A 20,392-nucleotide genomic window follows, 5' to 3' on the forward strand; every position below is an offset into this window, starting at 1 on the left:
GCGCCCCCCGCGCAAGCCCGCGCCGCGAATCCGCCGCACCTCCACCACGTGTCGGACCTGCGGCGTAGCGTTGCCGAGGTGATGCGCCCGACGACCCAGACCCTCGGCCAGCTCCGTGCCTCCGGGCACGTGCAGAAGAGCCTCCGCACCGAGGTCCGCGACAACCTGCTCGACGCCCTGCGCGAGGGCCGCGATCCCTGGCCGGGCCTGCACGGCTTCGCCGAGACGGTCATCCCGCAGGTCGAGCGCGCCGTCATCGCCGGCCACGACATCGTCCTGCTGGGCGAGCGCGGCCAGGGCAAGACCCGCCTCCTGCGCACCCTCGTCGGCCTGCTCGACGAGTGGACGCCCGTCATCGAGGGGTCCGAGCTCGGTGAGCACCCCTACGAGCCGATCACCACGGAGAGCCGCCGCCGCGCGGAGGAGCTGGGCGAGGACCTGCCCGTCGGGTGGAAGCCCCGCGAGGAGCGCTACGTCGAGAAGCTGGCCACCCCCGACACCAGCGTCGCCGACCTCATCGGCGACGTCGACCCGATGAAGGTGGCCGAGGGCCGCAGCCTGGGCGACCCGGAGACCATCCACTTCGGCCTCATCCCGCGCAGCCACCGCGGCATCGTCGCGATCAACGAGCTGCCGGACCTGGCCGAGCGGATCCAGGTCGCCATGCTCAACGTGATGGAGGAGCGCGACATCCAGATCCGCGGCTACGTCCTCCGCCTCCCCCTCGACGTCCTCGTCGTCGCGAGCGCGAACCCGGAGGACTACACGAACCGCGGCCGGATCATCACGCCGCTGAAGGACCGCTTCGGCGCCGAGATCCGCACCCACTACCCGACGGCTCTCGTCGACGAGGTCGCCGTCATCCGGCAGGAGGCGGACCTCGTCGCGACCGTGCCCGACGCGCTCATCGAGATCCTCGCCCGCTTCACGCGGGCCCTGCGCGAGTCGAGCTCCGTCGACCAGCGCAGCGGCGTCAGCGCCCGCTTCGCCATCGCCGGCGCCGAGACGATCGCCGCCGCCGCCCTGCACCGCGCCACCCGCCGCGGCGAGGAGGAGGCGGTCGCCCGCCCCATCGACCTCGAGACCGCCGTCGACGTGCTCGGCGGCAAGATCGAGTTCGAGTCGGGGGAGGAGGGCCGCGAGGACGAGATCCTCGACCACCTGCTCCGTCAGGCCACCGCCGAGACCGTCCGCGCCCACCTGCGCGGCGTCGACCTCGGGCCGCTCGTCGAGGCGGTCGAGAACGGCGCGATGATCACGACCGGCGAGCAGGTGACCGCCCGCGAGTTCCTGGCCGGCCTGCCGCTGCTGGGCGAGGCCCGCGTGTACGACGAGGTCGCCGAGCGCCTCGACGCCGTGGGGGAGGGGCGCCGCGCCGGAGCGGTCGAGCTCGCCCTCGAGGGCCTCTACCTCTCGCGCAAGCTGAGCAAGGAGACGGGCGGGGGCGAGGCCGTCTATGGCTGATGCTCCGCGCGGCAACCGGCGGCTGAAGCGCGACGCGCGCTACGCGAAGTACGACGGGGGACCCGATCCGCTCGCTCCTCCGGTCGACCTGAAGGAGGCCCTCGACGCGATCGGCGAGGACGTGATGGGCGGCACCTCGCCCGAGCGCGCCCTGCGCGAGTTCCTCCGCCGGGGCACCCGCGACCGCGAGGGCCTGGACGACCTGGCAGCCCGCGTCGCCGAGCGGCGTCGCGAGCTCACGCAGAGGAACAACCTCGACGGTACGCTCCGCGAGATCCGCGAGCTCCTCGACAAGGCCGTCCTCGCCGAGCGCAAGCAGCTCGCCCGCGACACGCAGATGGACGACGGCGACCGCGCGCTCGCCGAGATCCAGCTCGACAGCCTCCCGCCCTCGCCGGCCGCGGCCGTCTCGGAGCTCCGCGACTACCGCTGGCAGAGCCCCGAGGCGCGCGCCGACTTCGAGCGGATCCGCGAGCTCCTGGGCCGCGAGATGCTCGATCAGCGCTTCGAGGGGATGAAGCAGGCCCTCGAGAACGCGAGCGACGAGGACCGCGCCGCGATCGACGCGATGCTCCGCGACCTGAACGAGCTGCTCGAGGCGCACGCGCGCGGGGAGGACACCCCCGAGCAGTTCGACGCCTTCATGGAGCAGCACGGCGAGTACTTCCCCGAGGGCCCGGAATCGGTGGACGAGCTGATCGACGCGCTCGCCGCCCGCGCGGCGGCGGCCCAGCGGATGCGCAACTCGATGACCGCCGAGCAGCGCGCCGAGCTCGACGCCCTCGCCCAGGAGGCCTTCGGCACGCCGGAGCTCATGCAGTCCCTCGGCCGCCTCGACGAGACCCTGCGGGGGCTCCGTCCCGGCGAGGACTGGGGCGGCTCCGAGCGGATGGACGGCGAGCAGGGGCTCGGCCTCGGCGACGGGACGGGCGTGTTCCAGGAGCTGGCCGACCTCGACGCCCTCGCCGACCAGCTCGCGCAGACGGACCGCTCCTCCCTCGACGACCTCGACCTCGACCTGCTGGCGAAGCGCCTCGGCGAGGACGCCTCCGTCGACGCGCAGACGCTGAAGCGCCTGGAGCGGGCCCTGCGCGACTCCGGGACCCTGCGCCGCGGCTCCGACGGCCGCCTCGCCCTCAGCCCGAAGGCCATGCGCCAGCTCGGCAAAGCGCTCCTGCGCGACATCGCCGAGACCGTCTCCGGCCGTCAGGGCGCCCGCGACGTCCGGCGCGCGGGCGCGGCGGGCGAGCGCTCCGGAGCGACGCGCTCGTGGGAGTTCGGCGACACCGAGGCCTGGGACATCCCCCGCACGGTGACCAACGCCCTCACCCGCACCGCCGGCGAGGGCCGGCCGGTCGGCTCGGGGGTGCGCATCCTGATCGACGACGTCGAGGTGCAGGAGACGGAGGCGCGCACGCAGGCCTGTGTCGCGCTCCTCGTCGACACCTCGTTCTCGATGGCGATGGACGGCCGCTGGGTGCCGATGAAGCGCACCGCCCTCGCCCTGCACACCCTGATCAGCAGCCGGTTCCGCGGAGACGCGCTGCAGCTCGTCGCCTTCGGCCGACGCGCCGAGGTGATGGACGTCGAGCAGCTGGTGGGCCTGGACGCCGAGTGGGACAAGGGCACGAACCTGCACCACGCGCTGCTGCTGGCCAACCGGCACTTCCGCAAGCACCCGAACGCGCAGCCGGTGCTGCTCATCGTCACCGACGGCGAGCCGACCGCGCACCTCGAGCCCGACGGCGGCGTCTTCTTCGACTACCCGCCGGACCCGCTGACGGTCGCCGTCTCGGTCCGCGAGCTCGACGCGTCGCTCCGCCTCGGCGCGCACACCACGTTCTTCCGCCTGGGCGACGACCCGGGCCTCGCGCGCTTCATCGACTCGCTCGCCCGCCGGGTCGGCGGCTCGGTGGTGAACCCGGAGGCGGAGGACCTGGGAGCGGCCGTCGTCTCCTCCTACCTCGGCGCTCGCGGCGCGGGTCCGGGAGGCGGCGGGACGCCCGGCGAGGAGCTGTTCGGCCGCGGCTGGACCTTCTGAGCCGCTCAGGATGCAGGAGGGACCCGCTCCCGCCCCTGAGGATCAGCGCGTCTCCGCCGCTCCGCAGGCGTTCGTCCTGAGTTCCGACCGCGCCCGGCTCAGAACAGCGGCCAGGGCACCGCGGGCATCCCGCCCCGCGGGCCCGGGAAGCGGCCGAAGGAGCCGAGCCGCTCGCAGCGCTTCGCGAACGCGGCGACCTCGTCCTCGGTGAGCAGCTCCGAGAGCGCCTCGCCGAGCGGTCCGTCGATCTGCGCGCGCAGGAGCGCCAGCGCCGTCAGCTCCTCCTCGAGCAGCGGTTCGCCGATCCAGCCCCAGAGGACCGTGCGCAGCTTGTGCTCGGAGTGGAAGGTGAGGCCGTGGTCGACCCCGTAGCGGTGGCCGTCGGGCAGCGCGAGCACGTGCCCGCCCTTCCTGTCCGCGTTGTTGGCGACCACGTCGAACACGGCCATCCGGCGCAGCGCCGTCGAGTCCTCGTGCACGAGGGAGATGTCGCGGTCCTCCTCGTCGCTGCCGTCGAGGACGTGCCGCCATCCGTCGGGCACGGCGTCGGCGGGCACCAGGTCGACCGCGTCCTGGTCCGGATCGATGTCCTGCCAGAGCTGGACCATGCCCGGCCCGAGCGGACCGTCGCGGAGCCACGTGCGCGGCACCACGTTCCAGCCGAGCGCCTCCGAGACGAGGTACGCGGCGACCTCGCGGCCCGCGAGCACGCCGTCCGGGAAGTCCCACAGCGGCTTCTCGCCCGAGATCGGCTTGTAGACGACGGACGTCTCGCCGAGCTGCGCGAGGAACGTCGCGTTCGAGGCGATCGTGATCCGGCCGGCCAGCTCCAGCTCGCCGTCGAGCCCGCCCGGGTCGCTCATGCGAGCGGGCAGTCGTGCCCGTCGGGATCCATCGGCTCGCCGCAGCGGGGGCAGAGCGGACGTCCGGCGCCGACGACCTCGAGGGTGCGCTTCGCGAAGGCGCGCGCCGTGCCGACCGGGATCTTCACCTGCAGCATCTCGGTGGGCTCGGGCTCCTCCTCGGAGTCGTCCTCCGCCTCGGTCAGCGGGTAGGCCTCGATCACGATCTGCGCGGTGGACGGGTCCCAGCCGAGGCTGAGACCGCCGACGCGGAACTCGGGCTCCACGGGCTGGTCGAGCGGGTCGTTGTCGACGAGCTCCGGGGGAGTGCCGGCGGGGACGCTGACCGGGTTGCCCTGGGCGGTCATCAGCTGGTCGAGGATCTCGTCGATCTTCTCGGCGAGGAGGGCCGACTGCTGCTTCTCGAGGCCGACGCTGACCACGCGGGGCCCGGTCTTGGCCTGGAGGTAGAAGGAGCGCGAGCCGGGTGAGCCGACGGTCCCCACGACGACGCGATCGGGCCAGTCGAATCCGTGCACGATCGGAGGCATGCCCCCAGTCTACGAGCGCCCGCCTCCGCGGTGGCTGCGCGCGTCGGGCTCGGGCGGCCTGCTGATCGAGCAGCCGTTTCTTCTGCTGACCGAGCCCCCCGCGGAGCGGGCGCATCGAGATCCACCGCCGCCGAGCACCCGCGTCCCTGCCGCTCGGTCGAGCCCTGAAGCGGCCCTCCCGAACCGCGCCTACTCGTGCCCCGCCCCGCCCCCCACAGCGGCGTCCGCCACGGGGGCCGCCTTCCGCAGCCAGCCCAGGTCCCCGGCGTCCGTGTTCATCGCGACGACCTCGGGCCGCCCCGCGCCGTAGCGGATGATCGACACCGACGCCGGTCCGACGCTGAGCCTCTGGAACAGGTCGAGGTGCATGCCGAGCGCGTCCGCGAGGATCGCCTTGATCGTGTCTCCGTGGCTGACCGCCGCCCACACCGCGCCGGCCCCGTGCTCCTCCGCCACCGCCGCGTCGTGCCGCCGGATCGCCGATACGGCCCGGGCCTGCATCGCGAGCATCCCCTCGCCGCCGGGGAACACCACCGCGGAGGGCTGGTTCTGCACCGTCGCCCAGAGCGGCTCCGTCGCGAGATCCCGCAGCGAGCGCCCCGACCAGTCGCCGTAGTCGCACTCGGTGATGCCCTTGTCGATCACGGTCGCCGGCGATCCCGTCTGCCGCTCGAGGACGAAGCGCGTGGTCTGCCGGCACCGCTCGAGCGGGCTCGACACCACGGTCGCGAGCTCGACCGCCGCCAGCCGCTCCCCGGTGCGCGCCGCCTGCGTGCGTCCGACGTCGTCGAGCCGCACTCCGGCGGTGCGTCCGGCGAGGATCCCCGCGGTGTTCGCGGTGGTGCGTCCGTGCCGGACGAGGAGGAGCGTGGGCATGGGGCCAGCGTAGGCGGCCGTGCTCCCGCCCCGCCCCGTCGGACCACCGGGGCCGCGCCGGCGCGTTCAGCGCGACTCCATCGCGGGACGGATGCCCCGGCCGCAGCGCCTGCCTAGGGTGGAGGAGCGGCCGCCCACCGCGGCCCGGAAGGGACACACATGGACGGGACGACGCCCCCCGGCATTCCCCAGGACGGCACGGACACCGAGAGCCCCGCCGCGCGCACCGCCGCCGACGGCACCGCTGCCGAGCACACCGACTCCGCGCACACCGACTCCGCGACCCCCGCGTGGGCCGCCCCCGAGGCCTCCGGCCGCCACGGCGAGGTCGCTCTGCGGATCCGCGGCCTCCGCAAGCGCTTCGGCGACAAGGAGGCCGTGAAGGACATCGACCTCGACGTCCCCGCCGGCTCCTTCTTCGGGCTCGTCGGCCCCAACGGCGCGGGCAAGACGACGACCCTCTCGATGGCCACGGCCCTGCTCCGCCCCGACAGCGGCGTCGTCACGATCCACGAGGTCGACGTCTGGAAGGACACCCTCGAGGCGAAGCGGCTGATCGGCGTCCTCGCCGACGGCGTCAAGCTGTTCGACCGCCTCACCGGTCTCCAGCTCGTCACCTACTACGGCCTGCTCTGCGGGCTCGAGCGCTCCGTCGTCGTCGAGCGGACCGACGACCTCCTCGCCCTGCTCGGCCTCGATCCGGCCGACCGCACGCTCGTCGTGGACTACTCCGCGGGCATGACCAAGAAGATCGCGCTCGCCTGCGCGCTCGTGCGCGCCCCGCGCCTCCTGGTGCTCGACGAGCCGTTCGAGTCGGTCGACCCGGTCTCGGCGGCGAACATCCGCGACATCCTCACCGGCTTCGTCGCGTCGGGCGGCACGGTCATCGTCTCGTCCCACTCCATGGACCTCGTCGAGCGGATGTGCGACCGCGTCGCCGTCATCGCCGACGGCCGCGTGCTCGCCTCCGGCACCCTCGAGGAGGTCCGCGCCGGCTCCAGCCTCGAGGAGCGCTTCGTCGAGCTGGTCGGCGGCCGCACCCACCAGGAGGGACCGGCATGGTTGCGCATCTCCTGAGGCTGCGGCTGCTCCTGCTCCGCAACTCGCTGACGCGGAACGTGTGGCAGCTGATCGGCGTGATCCTCGGCGGTCTCTACGCGATCGCGGTGCTCGGCCTGGTCGCGGCCGGCCTGGTCGCGCTCGGAGGCACGGACCCGGCGTTCGCGAACGTCGCGATCGTCCTCGGCGGCTCCGCTCTGATCCTCGGCTGGGTGCTCGGGCCGATCTTCCTGTCCGGCTCCGACCAGAGCCTCGACCTGCCCACCCTCGCGACCTTCCCGATCCCGCTGCGGACCCTCCTCCTCGGGCTCGCCGCCGCGGGCCTCGCGGGCATCCCCGGCGTGGTGACCACGCTCGGGGCGCTCGCCTCCGCCGCCGCCTGGTGGAGCCGTCCGATCGGCATCCTGCCCTGCCTCGTCGCCGCGGTGATCGGCGTCGCGACCTGCGTGGTCGCGTCCCGCCTGATCGGCGCGCTCACCACGGGCCTGGGCTCGAGCCGCCGCTACCGCGAGGTGATCGGCGGCGTCGTGCTCGTCGTCGTCATCCTGCTCGGACCGCTCTTCTTCGGCCTGACCAACGTGATCCGCGACGGCCTGGACGTCCTGCCCGTGATCGCGGGCGCCCTCGGCTGGTCGCCGCTCGGCGCGATCTGGGCCGTCCCCGGATCCGTCGTCGCGGGCGACTGGGTCGCGGCGATCGCGCGCCTGCTGATCGGGCTCGCGACGCTGGCCGTCCTCGTCTGGGCGTGGGCCCGGGCGCTGCGGCACGCGCTCGCGGAGCCCGCCGCGTCCGGCGCGCACTCCGCCTCCGGATCCGCGGGCCTCGGCCTGTTCGGGCGCTTCCCCGGCACCCCGACCGGCGCCGTCGCCGCGCGTGCCCTCGGCTACTGGTGGCGCGACCCGCGCTACAGCCGTGGGCTCCTCGTCATCCCCGCCGTCGTCGTCCTCGCGGTGTTCTACTCCGCGATCGGCAGCGGCGGCGACACCTTCGTGCTGCTCTCGGCCGTGCTCGTCGGCCTGATCTTCGGCGTGACCCTCTGCGCCGACGTGTCGTACGACGGCACCGCCTGGGCGGCGCACGTCAGCTCCGGAGTGACGGGGTCGGCCGACCGCGCCGGTCGCGTCGTCGCCGCCGCGATCATCGGCGTCCCTGCGGTGGTCGCCGTGGCGGTGGGCACCGCGCTGTACGCGGGACGCGCCGACGCGATCCCGGCCGTGCTGGGCATGGCGCTGGCCCTCGTTCTCAGCGGGTTCGGAGTGTCGAGCGTCGCCTCGTCGCTCGTCGTCTACCCCGTGCCCGGGCCGGGGGACAGCCCGCTGAAGACGCCGCCGGGCTCCGGGATGATCTCGAGCGTCGTGATGCTGGGGAGCATGGCCGCGACCGGTCTGCTGGCGCTCCCGTCGATCGTCCTCGGCGCGATCTCGCTCATCGGCGGCGACCCGGCCTTCGGCCTGATCGGACTGGCGGCCGCCCTCGTGCTGGGCACCGTCTTCGCGCTGGTGGGCATCCGCGTCGGCGGTCGGATCGTCGACCGCCGAGCGCCGGAGCTGTTCGCCGCCCTCGTGACGATCGGCTGACGCGGGTGGCGGGGAGCGGGCGGGCCCCCCCCACCCGCTCCCCGCGAGTGGCCGCGCGCCCGCGAAGGCCCGCACACGGGAGCCGCGGCAGAATGTGGACATGCGCAGCCTCGAAGTCCTCCTCGATCCGGAGTCGGAGGCTCGCGTCCGCAGCCAGTGGGAGGCGCTCGAGGCGGCCGGCATCCCGAGCCTCGCGCTGCACACGTCCGCCAGCAACCGCCCGCACCTCACCCTGGTCGCCGGGCTCGAGCTGACCGCCCCGGAGCCGGGCGCGCTCGGTCCGCTTCCGGCGACGGTCGACCTGGGTGCTGTCCTCCTCTTCCCGCACGCCGGGCGCTTCGTCCTCGCCTGGGGAGTGGTCCGCTCGCCCGCCCTCGACGCTCTGCACGACCGGGCCACGCGCCTCGTGCCGGGCGGCGTCGACACCTCGCTGCCGGACGCCTGGACGCCGCACATCAGCGTCTCGCGCCGCCTCCGCGCCGAGCAGCTCGGCGACGCCGTCCCCCTCCTCGGCGAGCCGTTCACCGTCGGCCTCGCGGGCGTCCGCTTCTGGGACGGCGACACCCGCACCCTCACCGACCTCTGATCCGGGCGCCGCAGAAGACCCCCGACCTCCCCGCAGCCGCCTCCCCAGCTCCCTCCCTGCGGCCCTTCTCCACAGTTCCCCGGACCCCCGGGGCGGCGTCGGAGGCGGCGGGTAGAGTTCCCCGGGTGACAGAGCCCACCGCGACAGCCCTCCCCGCCCCGCCGCTCGCCGACCCCTCGGCGGAGTCCCGCGGCGGCGTCCGGAGCGACGCGGCGAGCGGCGCCCCGGGATCCGGATCCTCCGAGGCGCAGGCGATCCTCGAGAAGGTCTTCGGCTACGGCTCCTTCCGCGGCGAGCAGCAGGCCATCGTCGAGCAGGTCATCGGAGGCGGCGACGCCGTCGTCCTGATGCCCACCGGCGGCGGCAAGTCGCTCTGCTACCAGATCCCCGCCATCGTGCGCCCCGGCACCGGCGTGGTCGTGTCCCCGCTCATCGCGCTGATGCAGGACCAGGTCGACGCCCTCCGCGCGAACGGCGTCCGCGCCGAGTTCCTCAACTCCACCCAGGACGCGGGCGAGCGCAGCCGCGTCGAGCGCGCCTACCTCGACGGCGAGCTCGACCTGCTCTACGTCGCCCCGGAGCGCCTGGGCAACGAGGGCATGAAGCAGTTCCTCGCCCGCGGCCGGATCGCCCTCTTCGCGATCGACGAGGCCCACTGCGTCAGCCAGTGGGGCCACGACTTCCGCCCCGACTACCTCGCACTGGGCGAGCTCGCCGAGCGCTGGCCCGACGTCCCGCGCATCGCCCTCACCGCGACCGCCACAGAGGCGACGCACCGCGAGATCACCTCGCGCCTGCACCTCGGCGCCGCCCGCCACTTCGTCTCGAGCTTCGACCGCCCGAACATCCAGTACCGGATCGTCAACAAGGTCGAGCCGCGCAAGCAGCTGATCGACTTCCTGCGGCGCGAGCACGCGCACGACGCGGGCATCGTCTACGCCCTCTCCCGCAAGAGCGTCGAGGCGACGGCCGAGGCGCTGCGCTCGGCGGGCTTCGACGCCGTCGCGTACCACGCGGGCCTCGACTCGCGGGTGCGCGCCGCCGCCCAGTCGCGGTTCCTCCGCGAGGAGGGCGTCATCGTCTGCGCGACCATCGCCTTCGGCATGGGGATCGACAAGCCGGACGTGCGGTTCGTCGCGCACATCGACCTGCCCAAGTCGGTCGAGGGCTACTACCAGGAGACGGGTCGCGCCGGCCGCGACGGACTGTCGTCCACCGCCTGGCTCGCCTACGGCCTGCAGGACGTGGTGCAGCAGCGCCGGATGATCGACGAGTCGCCGGGAGACCTGGCGCACCGTCGGCGGATGTCCGCGCACCTGGACGCGATGCTCGCGCTCTCCGAGACGGTCCAGTGCCGCCGGGTGAACCTGCTCGCCTACTTCGGCCAGGAGAGCACCGCCTGCGGCAACTGCGACACCTGCCTCGAGCCGCCCGCCTCCTGGGACGGCACCGTCGCGGCGCAGAAGTTCCTGTCGACGGTCGTCCGCCTCAAGCGGGAGCGCAACCAGCAGTTCGGCGCCGGACACATCATCGACGTCCTCCGCGGCAAGACCACGCCGCGCACCACTCAGCACCAGCACGACGGCCTGGCCACCTGGGGCATCGGCGCCGAGCTCAGCGACACCCAGTGGCGCGGAGTCGCCCGCCAGCTCCTCGCGCAGGGCCTGCTCGGCGTGAACGACGACGGCTTCGGCACTCTCGTGCTCACGCCCGCGTCCGGCTCCGTCCTCAGCGGCGAGCGGAAGGTCGAGCTGCGGCAGGAGCCGGAGAAGCCGGCCCGCTCCAGCGGATCCTCCCGCTCCGGGCGGTCCACCGTCGCCGAGCTGTCGGGCGAGGCTCAGCCGCTGTTCGAGCGGCTCCGGGAGTGGCGCGCCGCGCAGGCCCGCGCGCAGGCGGTCCCGGCCTACATCGTCTTCAACGACGCGACCCTCCGCGAGATCGCGACCGCCGAGCCGGCGACGATGGACGCGCTCAGCATCATCGGCGGCGTCGGCCAGAAGAAGCTGCTCACCTACGGCGAGGCCGTTCTCGCCGTCGTCGCGGGGGAGAGCCCCGAGATCGCCGTCCCGGAACCCGGTGAGGAGGCTCCCGCTCCCCGCCGCGCGCCGGCCGCCCGTGGCGGGTCGTCCCGCTCGCAAGGGGCGAAGCCCTCGTTCGGCCGCGAGTCGTCCGGTCCGCCGGTGTCCGCCGCTCAGCCGCCGGAGGACGACTGGGTGCCGCCGGACGAGCCCGACTGGGAGCCCGGCTGGGACAGCTACTGATCCGTCGCTGAGGCGCGCGGTTCACCACCCGCGACGGAGGCGGGCGCCGGCGCGGGCGACCGTGTTCCGGGCTCCGCGTCGGCGATCGTGCCCATCTCGTCACCGACGCGAGCGTCCTCGGTCCGAGGCGTCGGCGAGCGCCCTCAGCCGCCCGCGCCCGTCGACGCCATCCACCCGCCGAGCAGCGTGCAGCAGAACGACACCGCGAGGCCCGCCACCGGCACCCAGAACGCGATGCGCCGCCGCACCAGCAGCACGATCGAGACGGCCAGCGCCGCGAGGAACGGCACCCACACTCCTCCTGCGGCGAGGACCACCCCGCCCTCGATCAGGCCGATGTCGCAGGCGTTCGATCCGCCGCACGAGTCGCTGGCCATCGCGAAGAACAGCCCGAAGAACGACAGCAGCAGCGTCACCGCGGAGGCCACGAGGATCAGCACGATCGTCAGCACCAGGTCCCAGACGCGGACCGGGCGCCCATGCGGAACCCCGGATCCCGGCGCGGCCGGAGGCGCGGGAGGCGCGGCCGCGACGTCCACGGGCGGCGCACCCGGAGTCCGGGGAGGCGCTGCCGCGACGTCCGCGGGCGGCCCGGCCGCCGGGTGTCGGGCGGGCGGAGGGGGAGGCAGCGGCGGCTCGCTCATGCCGAGAGACTAGCGAGGCGGCCTCCGGTGCGGCGTCCCTCCTCCGCAGAAGCAGCCCGTAGGGACAGCCCGTTCAGCACACGGACGAGCCGCCCCCTTCTCCGCTCCCGTCGCAGGGACAGCCCGTCCTGCGCACGAGCCGCGCGCCCCGCCCCCGCCTGGTCGGTTCCGACAACGCGCTTCCGCCTCCGCCCGGCGCCGTTTGTGCCCGGGCGACGGAACGTTTCCGCCGCGCCGCCGCGCGACCTACCGTGCGAGGACCGCCTCCGCTGCCGCGCCCGTCGGCGCACGACGCACCGGGAGCGGCCCGAGCCGCAGACGGTCGAAGGGACACGAACACCATGGTCAGCACCGCTCCCCACCCCCGCTCCGCCGCCGACGCCGCCGACCGGGCAGCCACCGGACGCACGCGGGCCCGGCGCTCCCGCTCGGGCTCGATCGCGCCCACGCCGCCGGTGGACTCCCTCGGCTCCGAGGTCGACGCGCGCCTGGACGAGGACGGCGCCCCCGCCGTCGACGTCGCCGCCCTCGGGGAGACCCTGCTCGGCGCCTGGCGCGAGCAGCGCCTCGCCAGCCGCGCCCTGACCGCCCGCCCCGAGCTGCACCGCACCGACGGCCTCCCGATGAAGGAGCACCGCCTCCGCGTCTCGGAGCAGATGCGCGTGCTCGCGGCCGAGGGCGGCGTGCACCGCGCCTTCCCGGTCGACCTCGGCGGCGAGGCCGACCACGGCGGCAACATCGCCGGCTTCGAGGAGCTGGTCACCGCCGACCCCTCGCTGCAGATCAAGTCCGGCGTGCAGTGGGGGCTCTTCGGCGCCGCGGTCCTGCACCTGGGCACGCGCCCGCACCACGAGAAGTGGCTGCCGGGGATCATGAGCCTCGAGATCCCGGGCGCCTTCGCGATGACCGAGACCGGGCACGGCTCCGACGTCGCGTCGATCGCCACGACCGCCACCTACGAGGACGGCGTGTTCGTGCTGCGGACGCCGTTCCGCGCGGCCTGGAAGGACTACCTCGGCAACGCGGCGGTGGACGGGCGCGCGGCGGTCGTCTTCGCGCAGCTGGTCACCCAAGGGGTGAACCACGGCGTCCACGCCTTCTTCGTCCCGATCCGCGACGAGCAGGGCGCGTTCCTGCCCGGCGTCGGCGGGGAGGACGACGGCCTCAAGGGCGGTCTGAACGGGATCGACAACGGCCGCCTCCACTTCGACGGGGTCCGCGTCCCGCGCGAGAACCTGCTGAACCGCTACGGCGACGTCGCCGCCGACGGCACCTACTCCTCGCCGATCGCGAGCCCGGGCCGCCGCTTCTTCACCATGCTCGGCACGCTGGTGCAGGGCCGCGTCTCGCTCGACGGAGCCTCGGTCGCCGCGGCGAAGATCGCGCTGACGGTCGCCGTCACCTACGGCGACCAGCGCCGCCAGTTCACCGGCGGCGGCGAGCGGGAGGAGGTGCTGCTCGACTACCAGCGGCACCAGCGCCGCCTCCTGCCGCGCCTGGCCACCACCTACGCCGCCGCCTTCGCGCACGAGAAGCTGCTGACGGCGTTCGACGAGGTCTTCTCCGGCGCGAACGACACCGAGCAGTCGCGGCAGGACCTCGAGACCCTCGCCGCGGGGCTGAAGGCGCTCTCGACCTGGCACGCTCTCGACACGCTGCAGGAGGCGCGCGAGGCCTGCGGAGGCGCGGGCTTCCTCGCGGAGAACCGGCTCACGCAGCTGCGCGCCGACCTCGACGTGTACGCGACCTTCGAGGGCGACAACACCGTGCTCCTCCAGCTGGTCGCCAAGCGCCTGCTGACCGACGTCGGACGCCGCTTCAAGGGCGCCCAGCCCGCGGAGCTCGCGCGGTACGCCGCCTCGCAGGTCGCGGGGGCGACCGTCGACAACTCGGGTCTGCGCCGTCTGGCCCAGGTCGTCGCCGATCGCGGATCGACGGCCCGCTCGGTCGGCCAACTGCGGGAGGACCAGCGCGAGCTGCTCACCGGCCGCGTCGAGAGCATGGTCGCGGGGATCGCCTCACGGCTGCGCCCGGCGTCGAAGCTGCCCTCCGACGAGGCGGCCCGCCTGTTCAACGCGCACCAGAGCGAGCTCATCGAGGCGGCGCGCGCGCACGCCGAGCTGCTGCAGTGGGAGGCGTTCACGGAGGCGCTCGCCGGCGTCGAGGACGCGGGCACGCGCACCGTCCTCACCTGGCTCCGCGACCTGTTCGGCCTGGGCCTGATCGAGAAGCACCTCGACTGGTACCTCATCCACGGGCGCCTGTCGTCGCAGCGAGCGGTCGCGGTGACGTCCTACATCGACCGGCTGCTCGCCCGCATCCGCCCGCACGCCGCCGACCTGGTCGCGTCGTTCGGCTACGGGCCCGAGCACGTGCGCGCGGCGATCGCGACCGGCGCCGAGGCGGAGCGCCAGGGGGAGGCGCACGCCTGGTACGAGGCCGCCCGCGCCTCCGGCACCCTCCCCACTCTGGAGAAGCGCCGCTGAGCCCCTCCTCGAGATGCCGCTCCGGTACGCGACACGTCGCGCGAGGCGCACCGGAGTGGCATCCCGTGGCGACAGGACGGGGAGGGGCGCGTCAGGACGCGAGGAACGCCAGCGCCTGGTCGCGCTCGGCGCGCAGCTCGAGCACGGACTCGTCGATCCGCGCGCGGGAGTGCGCGTCGATCTCGAGCCCCTCGATGATCCGCCACTCGCCGTCGACGGAGCGGACCGGGAACGAGGAGATCAGCCCCTCCTCCACCCCGTAGGAGCCGTCCGACTCGACGGCGGCCGAGGTCCACGACGTGCCGTCGACCCAGTCGCGCACGTGATCGATCGCGGCGGAGGCGGCGGACGCGGCCGAGGAGGCGCCGCGGACCTCGATGATCTCGGCGCCGCGCTTGGCGACCCGCGGCTCGAACTCCGTGTGCAGCCACTCCGCGTCGACCAGCTCGGGCACCGGCCGTCCGCCGACGGTGGCGTGCGTCGCGTCGGGGTACTGCGAGGCGGAGTGGTTGCCCCAGATCGCGACGCCCTCGATCGCGTCGACGGGGGCGTCGAGCTTCGCGGCGAGCTGCGCGACCGCCCGGTTGTGGTCGAGGCGCGTCATCGCGGTGAAGCGGCCGGCGGGGATGTCCGGGGCGCTGCGCCGCGAGATCCAGGCGTTGGTGTTGGCCGGGTTGCCGACGACCAGCACGCGGATGTCGGAGGCGGCGTGCGCGTTCAACGCGGCGCCCTGGGGCCCGAAGATGCCCGCGTTCGCGGCGAGCAGGTCGGCGCGCTCCATGCCCGCGCTGCGCGGCCGGGCGCCCACGAGGAGGGCGACGCTCGCGCCGTCGAACGCCGCGGCCGGGTCGTCCGTCGCCTCGATCCCGCGGAGGAGGGGGAAGGCGCCGTCCTGCAGCTCGAGCGCCGTGCCCGCGGCCGCGCGGAGGCCGGAGGGGATCTCGAGCAGGTTCAGGCGGACGGGGACGTCCGGCCCGAGGAGCTGACCCGAGGCGATGCGGAACAGGAGCGCGTAGCCGATGGCGCCTCCCGCTCCCGTGACCGTGACCGTGACCGGAGTGCGCTGCTGGTTCATGCGCCGAGCGTATTCCCGCCGGCTGGGGGAGGGGGAGGAGTCAGCCGGACGGCGGGCCCTCGGCGGGAGGCGCCGTCGACCCGCGGAGCACGAGCTTGTTGCGCAGCCGCACGTGCTGCTCGGCCACGCTCCCGCCGTCGATCAGCGTCAGGAGCGCCCGGGCGGCCGCGCGCCCCACGCGGTGCAGCGGCTGCCTCACCGTCGTGAGCGCGGGGACCACCCGGGAGGCGTCGGGCACGTCGTCGTAGCCCACGACCGAAAGCTGCCCCGGCACCGAGAGGCCCAGCGCCCGGGCCGCCTCGATCACGGCGATGGCGGAGGCGTCGTTCGCGGCGAGGACCGCCGTCGGCCGGTCGGGCAGCAGCAGCAGCTCGTGGGCGGCGGCGAGGGAGGGGTCGTGCCGGTAGTAGCCGACCCGTACGAGCGCGGGGTCGTAGGGGAGGCCGGCGTCCGCGAGCGCCCGCTGGTAGCCGGCGCCGCGCCGGTGCGACGACTCCAGGTCGGGGCGGCCCGCGACGAAGCCGATGCGGCGATGGCCGAGCCCGATCAGGTGGCTCGTCGCCAGCTGCGCTCCGCCGAAGTCGTCGGTCGCCACCGAATGCAGCTCGGTCTGCGCGGTCAGCGGATCCACGACGACGAGCGGCAGGTCCGACGAGGGGATCACGCCGGAGGGAGTCACCAGGATCGCTCCCGCTACGTGCGCCTCGGTGAGGCGCCGCAGGGACTCCTGCTCCCAGCCCGCCCGGCCCCGGCGGCTCGCCCCGCTGCCGGCGAGGAGGTCGAACCGGGTCCCCCGGAGCGCCGTCGCCACTCCCTGCAGCACCTCCGTGCCGAACGGCTCGAAGTCGCCCAGGAGCACGCCGATGACGCCCGAGCGCTCCGCGCACTCCGTCGTCACGACCTCCTGCTCGGCCTCCGCCGTCGCCGCCCCTGCGGACATCCTCGTCCCCTCCCGCCGTCCCCGCCCGGCCGCGGCGGAACGCGGTGATCGCCTCGCTGCGCTGCTCCGGACGGTTGAGAACACGTCCTTGCAATCGGGAATGTTCCCGGTAACATTGCCCGCAAGACTAGCTGAGGGAAAGCTCAGCAGTCGAGAGAGACGAGTGTCGGGCAGCCTTTCTCCCCTCAGTGCTGAGGGGGTCGAGAGCTGGAGCTCGCGTGGCCACGCTTTGGAAGCCGCCGCGCACGAGCCGTCCGCCGCTCTCCGCGCGTCCTGCGCTCCAGGCGCGGCCGAACGCCCCTCGGGCTGCGCCGCGCTCCGTCCTCTCGCGGCCTCGGGCCGCGCCACCACTCCGCGCCGTCCGGCGCTCGACCTGATCGGCGACGATGCCGATCGAGTGAGGAACACCATGTCCACGCGACGCACCCCCCGACCCCTCTGGCTCGTCCGCTCGGGCGCAGCTCTCGCCGGCTGCCTGCTCCTGTCCGGCGTCGCCGCCGCGGCCGCGGCCGCCGACACCGAGTACGGCTCCGACGACGTCGACGTGAACGTCAGCATCGAGGAGCTGGAGCAGCCCGGCGCCCTCTCGATGTCGATCGACGGCACCTCCGCCACGCTCGCCGAGGAGGGCTCCACCCCGACCGTGCGCGCCTTCACGGGGCAGCTGCCCGACGTGACCGTGACGGACACCCGGACCGTCGACGAGATCCCGGCCGGAGCCGGCTGGTACGTCCTCGGCTCGGCGAGCGCCTTCACCGGCGACGCGGACCAGGAGGACATCTCCTCCGACCACCTCGGCTGGACGCCGGTCCTCGTGGACGGCGGCGAGTCGGGCCTCGTGTCCGAGGGCGACCCGGTCGACACGATCCTCGACGAGGGTGCCGACGCCGTGGGCCTGTTCGACCAGGAGCTGCTCGCGCTGTCGCTCGACTCGCAGGAGACCGCGACGGATGGGTCCTGGACCGTGTCCGCGGGCCTCACCCTGAAGACCGAGGCCGACGTCGCCCCCGGCGACTACTCCTCCGTCCTGACGCTGTCGCTGTTCGAATGACCCCGATGCGCGCAGTCGCCTCCACGGCGATCGGCGCCCTCCTCGCGGCGGGCCTGCTCGCTTCCGGCGCGGCTCCGGCGACCGCGGCCGGCGCCTGGTCGCCGAAGGCCTCCTACACGTCGACGGACCGCGGCGACGGCACCTACTCCGTGCCGCTGCTGAACGCCGACGTGCCCGACGTCAGCGTCGAGCGCGTGCCCGCGTCCGAGAACGACGAGGGCCGCGACATCTACTACATGATCAGCACCACGATGCACCTCAGCCCGGGCGCCCCGATCATGAAGTCCTACGACCTCGTCAACTGGGAGATCGTCAACTACGTCTTCGACCGGCTCGAGATCGGCGACCGCTTCTCGCTCCGCAACGGGCAGAACTCCTACGGCAACGGCCAGTGGGCCTCGTCGCTGCGGTACCACGACGGCCGCTACTACGCGGTCTTCAACACCAACAACCTCGGCGGCTCCTACCTCTACTCGACCGACGACATCGAGGACGGAGCCTGGACCCGCACAGCCCTCGGCCGCGCCTTCCACGACCCGTCGCTGTTCTTCGACGACGCGGACGGCGGCACGCCGTACATCTTCTACGGCTCCGGATCCACCAGCGCCGTGAAGCTGAGCGAGGACCTGACGACCGTCGTCGCCGAGTACCCGAACATCCTCCGCACCTCGGACTACCCGGGAGCCGGCTACCTCGGCGGCCTGTTCGAGGGCGCGCAGGTGCAGTACATCGACGGGCAGTACTACATCGTCATCATCACGTGGCCCTCGGGCCAGGGCCGCCAGGTGGCGCTGTTCCGCTCGTCCGAGCTGCTGGGCCGCTACGCGACCGCCGACGGCAGCAACCCCTACGAGGGCAGGGGCGTGCTGAACTCCAGCGGATTCGCCCAGGGGAGCCTCGTGCCGATCGCGAAGGAGGACGGCTCGACCGCCTGGCACGGCATGTTCTTCCGCGACAGCTTCCCGACCGGCCGCATCCCCGGGCTCATCCCGGCGACGTGGAAGGACGGCTGGCCGACGTTCGGGACGAACGGCTCGGTGCCGGTGGGCGGGAGCTTCCCGAAGCCGATCCGCCTCAGCCCCGAGGAGGAGCTGTTCGAGCGGCAGAAGAGCATCGTCGTCTCGGACGACTTCGACAACGACGCCCCGGCGAAGGCCTACCAGGACGAGTCGTGGACGATCCCGCCCGCGCCCTCCTACGACGCGTCGCTGCTCGGCGTGCAGCTGCTCCAGAACCCGGGAGCGGAGTCGGGGACGGCGCCGTGGGCAGGCCAGTTCGGCGCGACGCTGTCGGCCGACACGACCGACCCGGCGTCCGGCACCGCCGCGCTCCGCGTGGGCACCCGCACGCTCAACGGCTCAGGCCCGAGCCAGGTGCTCGCGAACAAGCTGCAGCGCGGCGTGACCTACACCGTGTCCGCGAAGGTGAAGTACACGACCGGCCCCGCGTCGGTCCGCTTCAACCTCTGCGCCGACTTCGGCGCGGGACCCGTGACGATGGCGTCCGCCGCCGTCACGCAGGGCCAGTGGACGACGGTCACGGGGACCTACACGGTGCCCGAGACCGCGAACGTCGGCAGCGTGAAGTTCGCCGTCGAGACGCCGTGGGGCAACCCGCAGCCGGCGTCCTCGAGCACCGAGTACCTGCTCGACGACGTCTCGCTCGTCGGCGCCGCTCCCACCCTCGAGCGCCCGACGGCCGCCGAGATCGAGCCGAACGGCTCGACCCTCGCCCTCCCCTGGCAGTGGAACCACGCCCCCGACAACCGCTACTGGTCGCTGACCGAGCGCGAGGGCTGGCTCCGCCTCACCAACGGGAAGGTGCTCAGCGGAACGGCCGCGCACACGCGCCTCTCGGGCTCGCCCGAGATGACGTACCTGGAGGAGGCGCGCAACACGCTCTCCCAGCGCATCGTGGCCCCGAAGCAGTCGGCGGAGGCGGCGTTCGACGTCTCCGGGATGAAGGACGGCGACGTCGCCGGGCTCGCGGCCTACAATCGCGGCTTCTCCTACGTCGCGGTCAAGCGCGTGGACGGCGTCACCACCGTCGGCGTCGTGAACCGCAGCCAGCCGTTCGCGACCACGTTCGACCAGGCGGCCGTGGAGTCCTTCCTCCCCGGCACCACCGCCGCCCTCGGCGATTCCTCGCAGGTGCGCCTGAAGGCCGATCTCGAGCTCTCGGCTCCGGCCGGACAGCTCTGGACGACCTTCTCGTACAGCCTCGACGGGACGAGCTGGACGAAGCTCGGCAGTCGCGTCGGCCCGCAGACCCTCGACGGTCAGCTCACGCACTTCATGGGCCACCGCCTCGGGCTGTTCAGCTACGCGACGAAGACCGCCGGCGGCCACGTCGACGTCGACGAGTTCCTCCTGAGCGACACCCTCTCCTCGGAGGGGAAGGCGCTCGACCGCTCGCAGCTCGACGCGGCCGTCGCTCACGCGGCGACGCTCCGCTCCGACGACTACCCGGCCGACGCCTGGTCCGACCTCCAGTCGGTCCTCGCGAAGGCGCAGGCGGTCGGCACCGCGGGAACGCAGAACCAGATCGACGCCCCGGAGCGCGCGCTCAGCTACCAGCTGGCCCGCCTCGGGACGCTGAAGGAGGCGTCGCTCGATGTGACCGCCGCCGCCGCGACCCGCTGCATCGCGGGGAAGGTCGTTGTGACCGTGCGGGCGACCAACGCCGACGACGTGCCCGTCGCCCTCCGGATGGAGAGCGCCTCCGGCACGAAGACGGTCGCCGCGCTCGCACCCGGCGCCACGACGAGCCACGCCTTCACCACGCGGGCGGCCTCGGTCCCCGCCGCCGAGGTGGTCGTGACCGCGACCGCCACCCTCGACGGCGAGCCGGTGACGACCACGGTGAGAGCGCCCCACCCGGCCGCGTCCTGCGGCTGAGCACTCCGGGGGCGGCCCGCGCGGCCGCCCCCGCCCCCGAAC

General features: G+C 73.9%; 15 protein-coding genes. 9 read left to right on the forward strand and 6 right to left on the reverse strand.

Annotated elements, in window-relative coordinates; genetic code table 11:
* The first annotated feature begins 81 nt into the window (after positions 1-81).
* The gene (locus tag C5C36_RS07250; protein ID WP_104309480.1) at positions 82-1,464 is read left to right on the forward strand and encodes a magnesium chelatase; all 1,383 of its coding nucleotides are present in this window, start codon (positions 82-84) and stop codon (positions 1,462-1,464) included.
* Entirely contained in the window at positions 1,457-3,505 is a 2,049-nt protein-coding gene (locus C5C36_RS07255) for a VWA domain-containing protein (protein ID WP_104309481.1), read from the forward strand. Before C5C36_RS07250 ends, C5C36_RS07255 begins: the two co-directional genes overlap by 8 nt.
* Positions 3,506-3,603: 98 nt before the next feature.
* Here C5C36_RS07255 and C5C36_RS07260 read toward each other — a convergent pair whose 3' ends face one another.
* From C5C36_RS07260 to C5C36_RS07270, 3 genes are all read right to left on the reverse strand, one after another.
* Positions 3,604-4,368 carry an SCO1664 family protein gene (locus C5C36_RS07260; protein WP_104226043.1) on the reverse strand — a complete coding sequence of 255 codons (765 nt, stop codon included), beginning with the start codon at positions 4,366-4,368 and terminating at the stop codon, positions 3,604-3,606.
* Complete coding sequence (locus C5C36_RS07265; protein ID WP_104225051.1) at positions 4,365-4,898, reverse strand: DUF3090 domain-containing protein; 534 nt, start codon at positions 4,896-4,898, stop codon at positions 4,365-4,367. The genes C5C36_RS07260 and C5C36_RS07265 overlap by 4 nt, the downstream gene beginning before the upstream one ends.
* A 189-nt stretch (positions 4,899-5,087) precedes the next feature.
* Positions 5,088-5,774, reverse strand: a complete 687-nt coding sequence (locus C5C36_RS07270; protein ID WP_104226042.1) for a histidine phosphatase family protein — start codon at positions 5,772-5,774, stop codon at positions 5,088-5,090.
* Between the two features lie 159 nt (positions 5,775-5,933).
* Here C5C36_RS07270 and C5C36_RS07275 point away from each other — a divergent pair, with 159 nt between their 5' ends.
* The 4 genes from C5C36_RS07275 (at position 5,934) to recQ (ending at position 11,257) form a co-directional block, all read left to right on the forward strand.
* The gene (locus C5C36_RS07275; RefSeq protein ID WP_104225053.1) at positions 5,934-6,851 is read left to right on the forward strand and encodes an ABC transporter ATP-binding protein; all 918 of its coding nucleotides are present in this window, start codon (positions 5,934-5,936) and stop codon (positions 6,849-6,851) included.
* A complete protein-coding gene (locus C5C36_RS07280; protein ID WP_104309482.1) occupies positions 6,833-8,410 on the forward strand; it encodes a transporter in 1,578 nt (525 codons plus the stop codon). Before C5C36_RS07275 ends, C5C36_RS07280 begins: the two co-directional genes overlap by 19 nt.
* 100 nt (positions 8,411-8,510) lie before the next feature.
* Entirely contained in the window at positions 8,511-8,996 is a 486-nt protein-coding gene (locus C5C36_RS17555; RefSeq protein WP_104272953.1) for a 2'-5' RNA ligase family protein, read from the forward strand.
* Positions 8,997-9,121: 125 nt separating this feature from the next.
* Entirely contained in the window at positions 9,122-11,257 is a 2,136-nt protein-coding gene (recQ, locus tag C5C36_RS07285; RefSeq protein WP_181133788.1) for a DNA helicase RecQ, read from the forward strand.
* 143 nt (positions 11,258-11,400) lie between these two features.
* Here the strand turns inward: recQ and C5C36_RS17865 are convergent, their stop codons facing one another.
* The gene (locus C5C36_RS17865) at positions 11,401-11,901 is read right to left on the reverse strand and encodes a DUF6264 family protein (RefSeq protein ID WP_219812269.1); all 501 of its coding nucleotides are present in this window, start codon (positions 11,899-11,901) and stop codon (positions 11,401-11,403) included.
* A gap of 341 nt (positions 11,902-12,242) precedes the next feature.
* Here C5C36_RS17865 and C5C36_RS07295 point away from each other — a divergent pair, with 341 nt between their 5' ends.
* Positions 12,243-14,387, forward strand: coding sequence for an acyl-CoA dehydrogenase (locus C5C36_RS07295; protein ID WP_104309483.1), 2,145 nt, complete (start codon positions 12,243-12,245; stop codon positions 14,385-14,387).
* Positions 14,388-14,478: 91 nt separating this feature from the next.
* Here C5C36_RS07295 and C5C36_RS07300 read toward each other — a convergent pair whose 3' ends face one another.
* Positions 14,479-15,462 carry a malate dehydrogenase gene (locus tag C5C36_RS07300; RefSeq protein WP_104309484.1) on the reverse strand — a complete coding sequence of 328 codons (984 nt, stop codon included), beginning with the start codon at positions 15,460-15,462 and terminating at the stop codon, positions 14,479-14,481.
* 40 nt (positions 15,463-15,502) lie between these two features.
* Positions 15,503-16,402 (reverse strand): LacI family DNA-binding transcriptional regulator, encoded by a 900-nt coding sequence (locus C5C36_RS07305; RefSeq protein ID WP_104226034.1) that lies wholly within the window; start codon positions 16,400-16,402, stop codon positions 15,503-15,505.
* A gap of 409 nt (positions 16,403-16,811) precedes the next feature.
* On the opposite strand from C5C36_RS07305, the gene C5C36_RS07310 reads away from it, so the two are divergent.
* On the forward strand, positions 16,812-17,453 hold the full coding sequence (locus tag C5C36_RS07310) for a hypothetical protein (RefSeq protein WP_104233676.1): 642 nt from the start codon (positions 16,812-16,814) through the stop codon (positions 17,451-17,453).
* A 5-nt stretch (positions 17,454-17,458) separates the two neighbouring features.
* Complete coding sequence (locus C5C36_RS07315; RefSeq protein WP_258072219.1) at positions 17,459-20,350, forward strand: family 43 glycosylhydrolase; 2,892 nt, start codon at positions 17,459-17,461, stop codon at positions 20,348-20,350.
* Positions 20,351-20,392: the final 42 nt, after the last annotated feature.

Source organism: Rathayibacter sp. AY1G1, assembly GCF_002932095.1.
GTDB lineage: Bacteria > Actinomycetota > Actinomycetes > Actinomycetales > Microbacteriaceae > Rathayibacter.

Excerpts from the sequence above, each read along its gene's own strand:
- C5C36_RS07250 (WP_104309480.1), top strand. The coding sequence starts at position 82 with ATGCGCCCGACGACCCAGACCCTCGGCCAGCTCCGTGCCTCCGGGCAC.
- C5C36_RS07255 (WP_104309481.1), top strand. The coding sequence starts at position 1,457 with ATGGCTGATGCTCCGCGCGGCAACCGGCGGCTGAAGCGCGACGCGCGC.
- C5C36_RS07260 (WP_104226043.1), bottom strand. The coding sequence starts at position 4,368 with ATGAGCGACCCGGGCGGGCTCGACGGCGAGCTGGAGCTGGCCGGCCGG.
- C5C36_RS07265 (WP_104225051.1), bottom strand. The coding sequence starts at position 4,898 with ATGCCTCCGATCGTGCACGGATTCGACTGGCCCGATCGCGTCGTCGTG.
- C5C36_RS07270 (WP_104226042.1), bottom strand. The coding sequence starts at position 5,774 with ATGCCCACGCTCCTCCTCGTCCGGCACGGACGCACCACCGCGAACACC.
- C5C36_RS07275 (WP_104225053.1), top strand. The coding sequence starts at position 5,934 with ATGGACGGGACGACGCCCCCCGGCATTCCCCAGGACGGCACGGACACC.
- C5C36_RS07280 (WP_104309482.1), top strand. The coding sequence starts at position 6,833 with ATGGTTGCGCATCTCCTGAGGCTGCGGCTGCTCCTGCTCCGCAACTCG.
- C5C36_RS17555 (WP_104272953.1), top strand. The coding sequence starts at position 8,511 with ATGCGCAGCCTCGAAGTCCTCCTCGATCCGGAGTCGGAGGCTCGCGTC.
- C5C36_RS17865 (WP_219812269.1), bottom strand. The coding sequence starts at position 11,901 with ATGAGCGAGCCGCCGCTGCCTCCCCCTCCGCCCGCCCGACACCCGGCG.
- C5C36_RS07295 (WP_104309483.1), top strand. The coding sequence starts at position 12,243 with ATGGTCAGCACCGCTCCCCACCCCCGCTCCGCCGCCGACGCCGCCGAC.
- C5C36_RS07300 (WP_104309484.1), bottom strand. The coding sequence starts at position 15,462 with ATGAACCAGCAGCGCACTCCGGTCACGGTCACGGTCACGGGAGCGGGA.
- C5C36_RS07305 (WP_104226034.1), bottom strand. The coding sequence starts at position 16,402 with ATGTCCGCAGGGGCGGCGACGGCGGAGGCCGAGCAGGAGGTCGTGACG.
- C5C36_RS07310 (WP_104233676.1), top strand. The coding sequence starts at position 16,812 with ATGTCCACGCGACGCACCCCCCGACCCCTCTGGCTCGTCCGCTCGGGC.
- C5C36_RS07315 (WP_258072219.1), top strand. The coding sequence starts at position 17,459 with ATGCGCGCAGTCGCCTCCACGGCGATCGGCGCCCTCCTCGCGGCGGGC.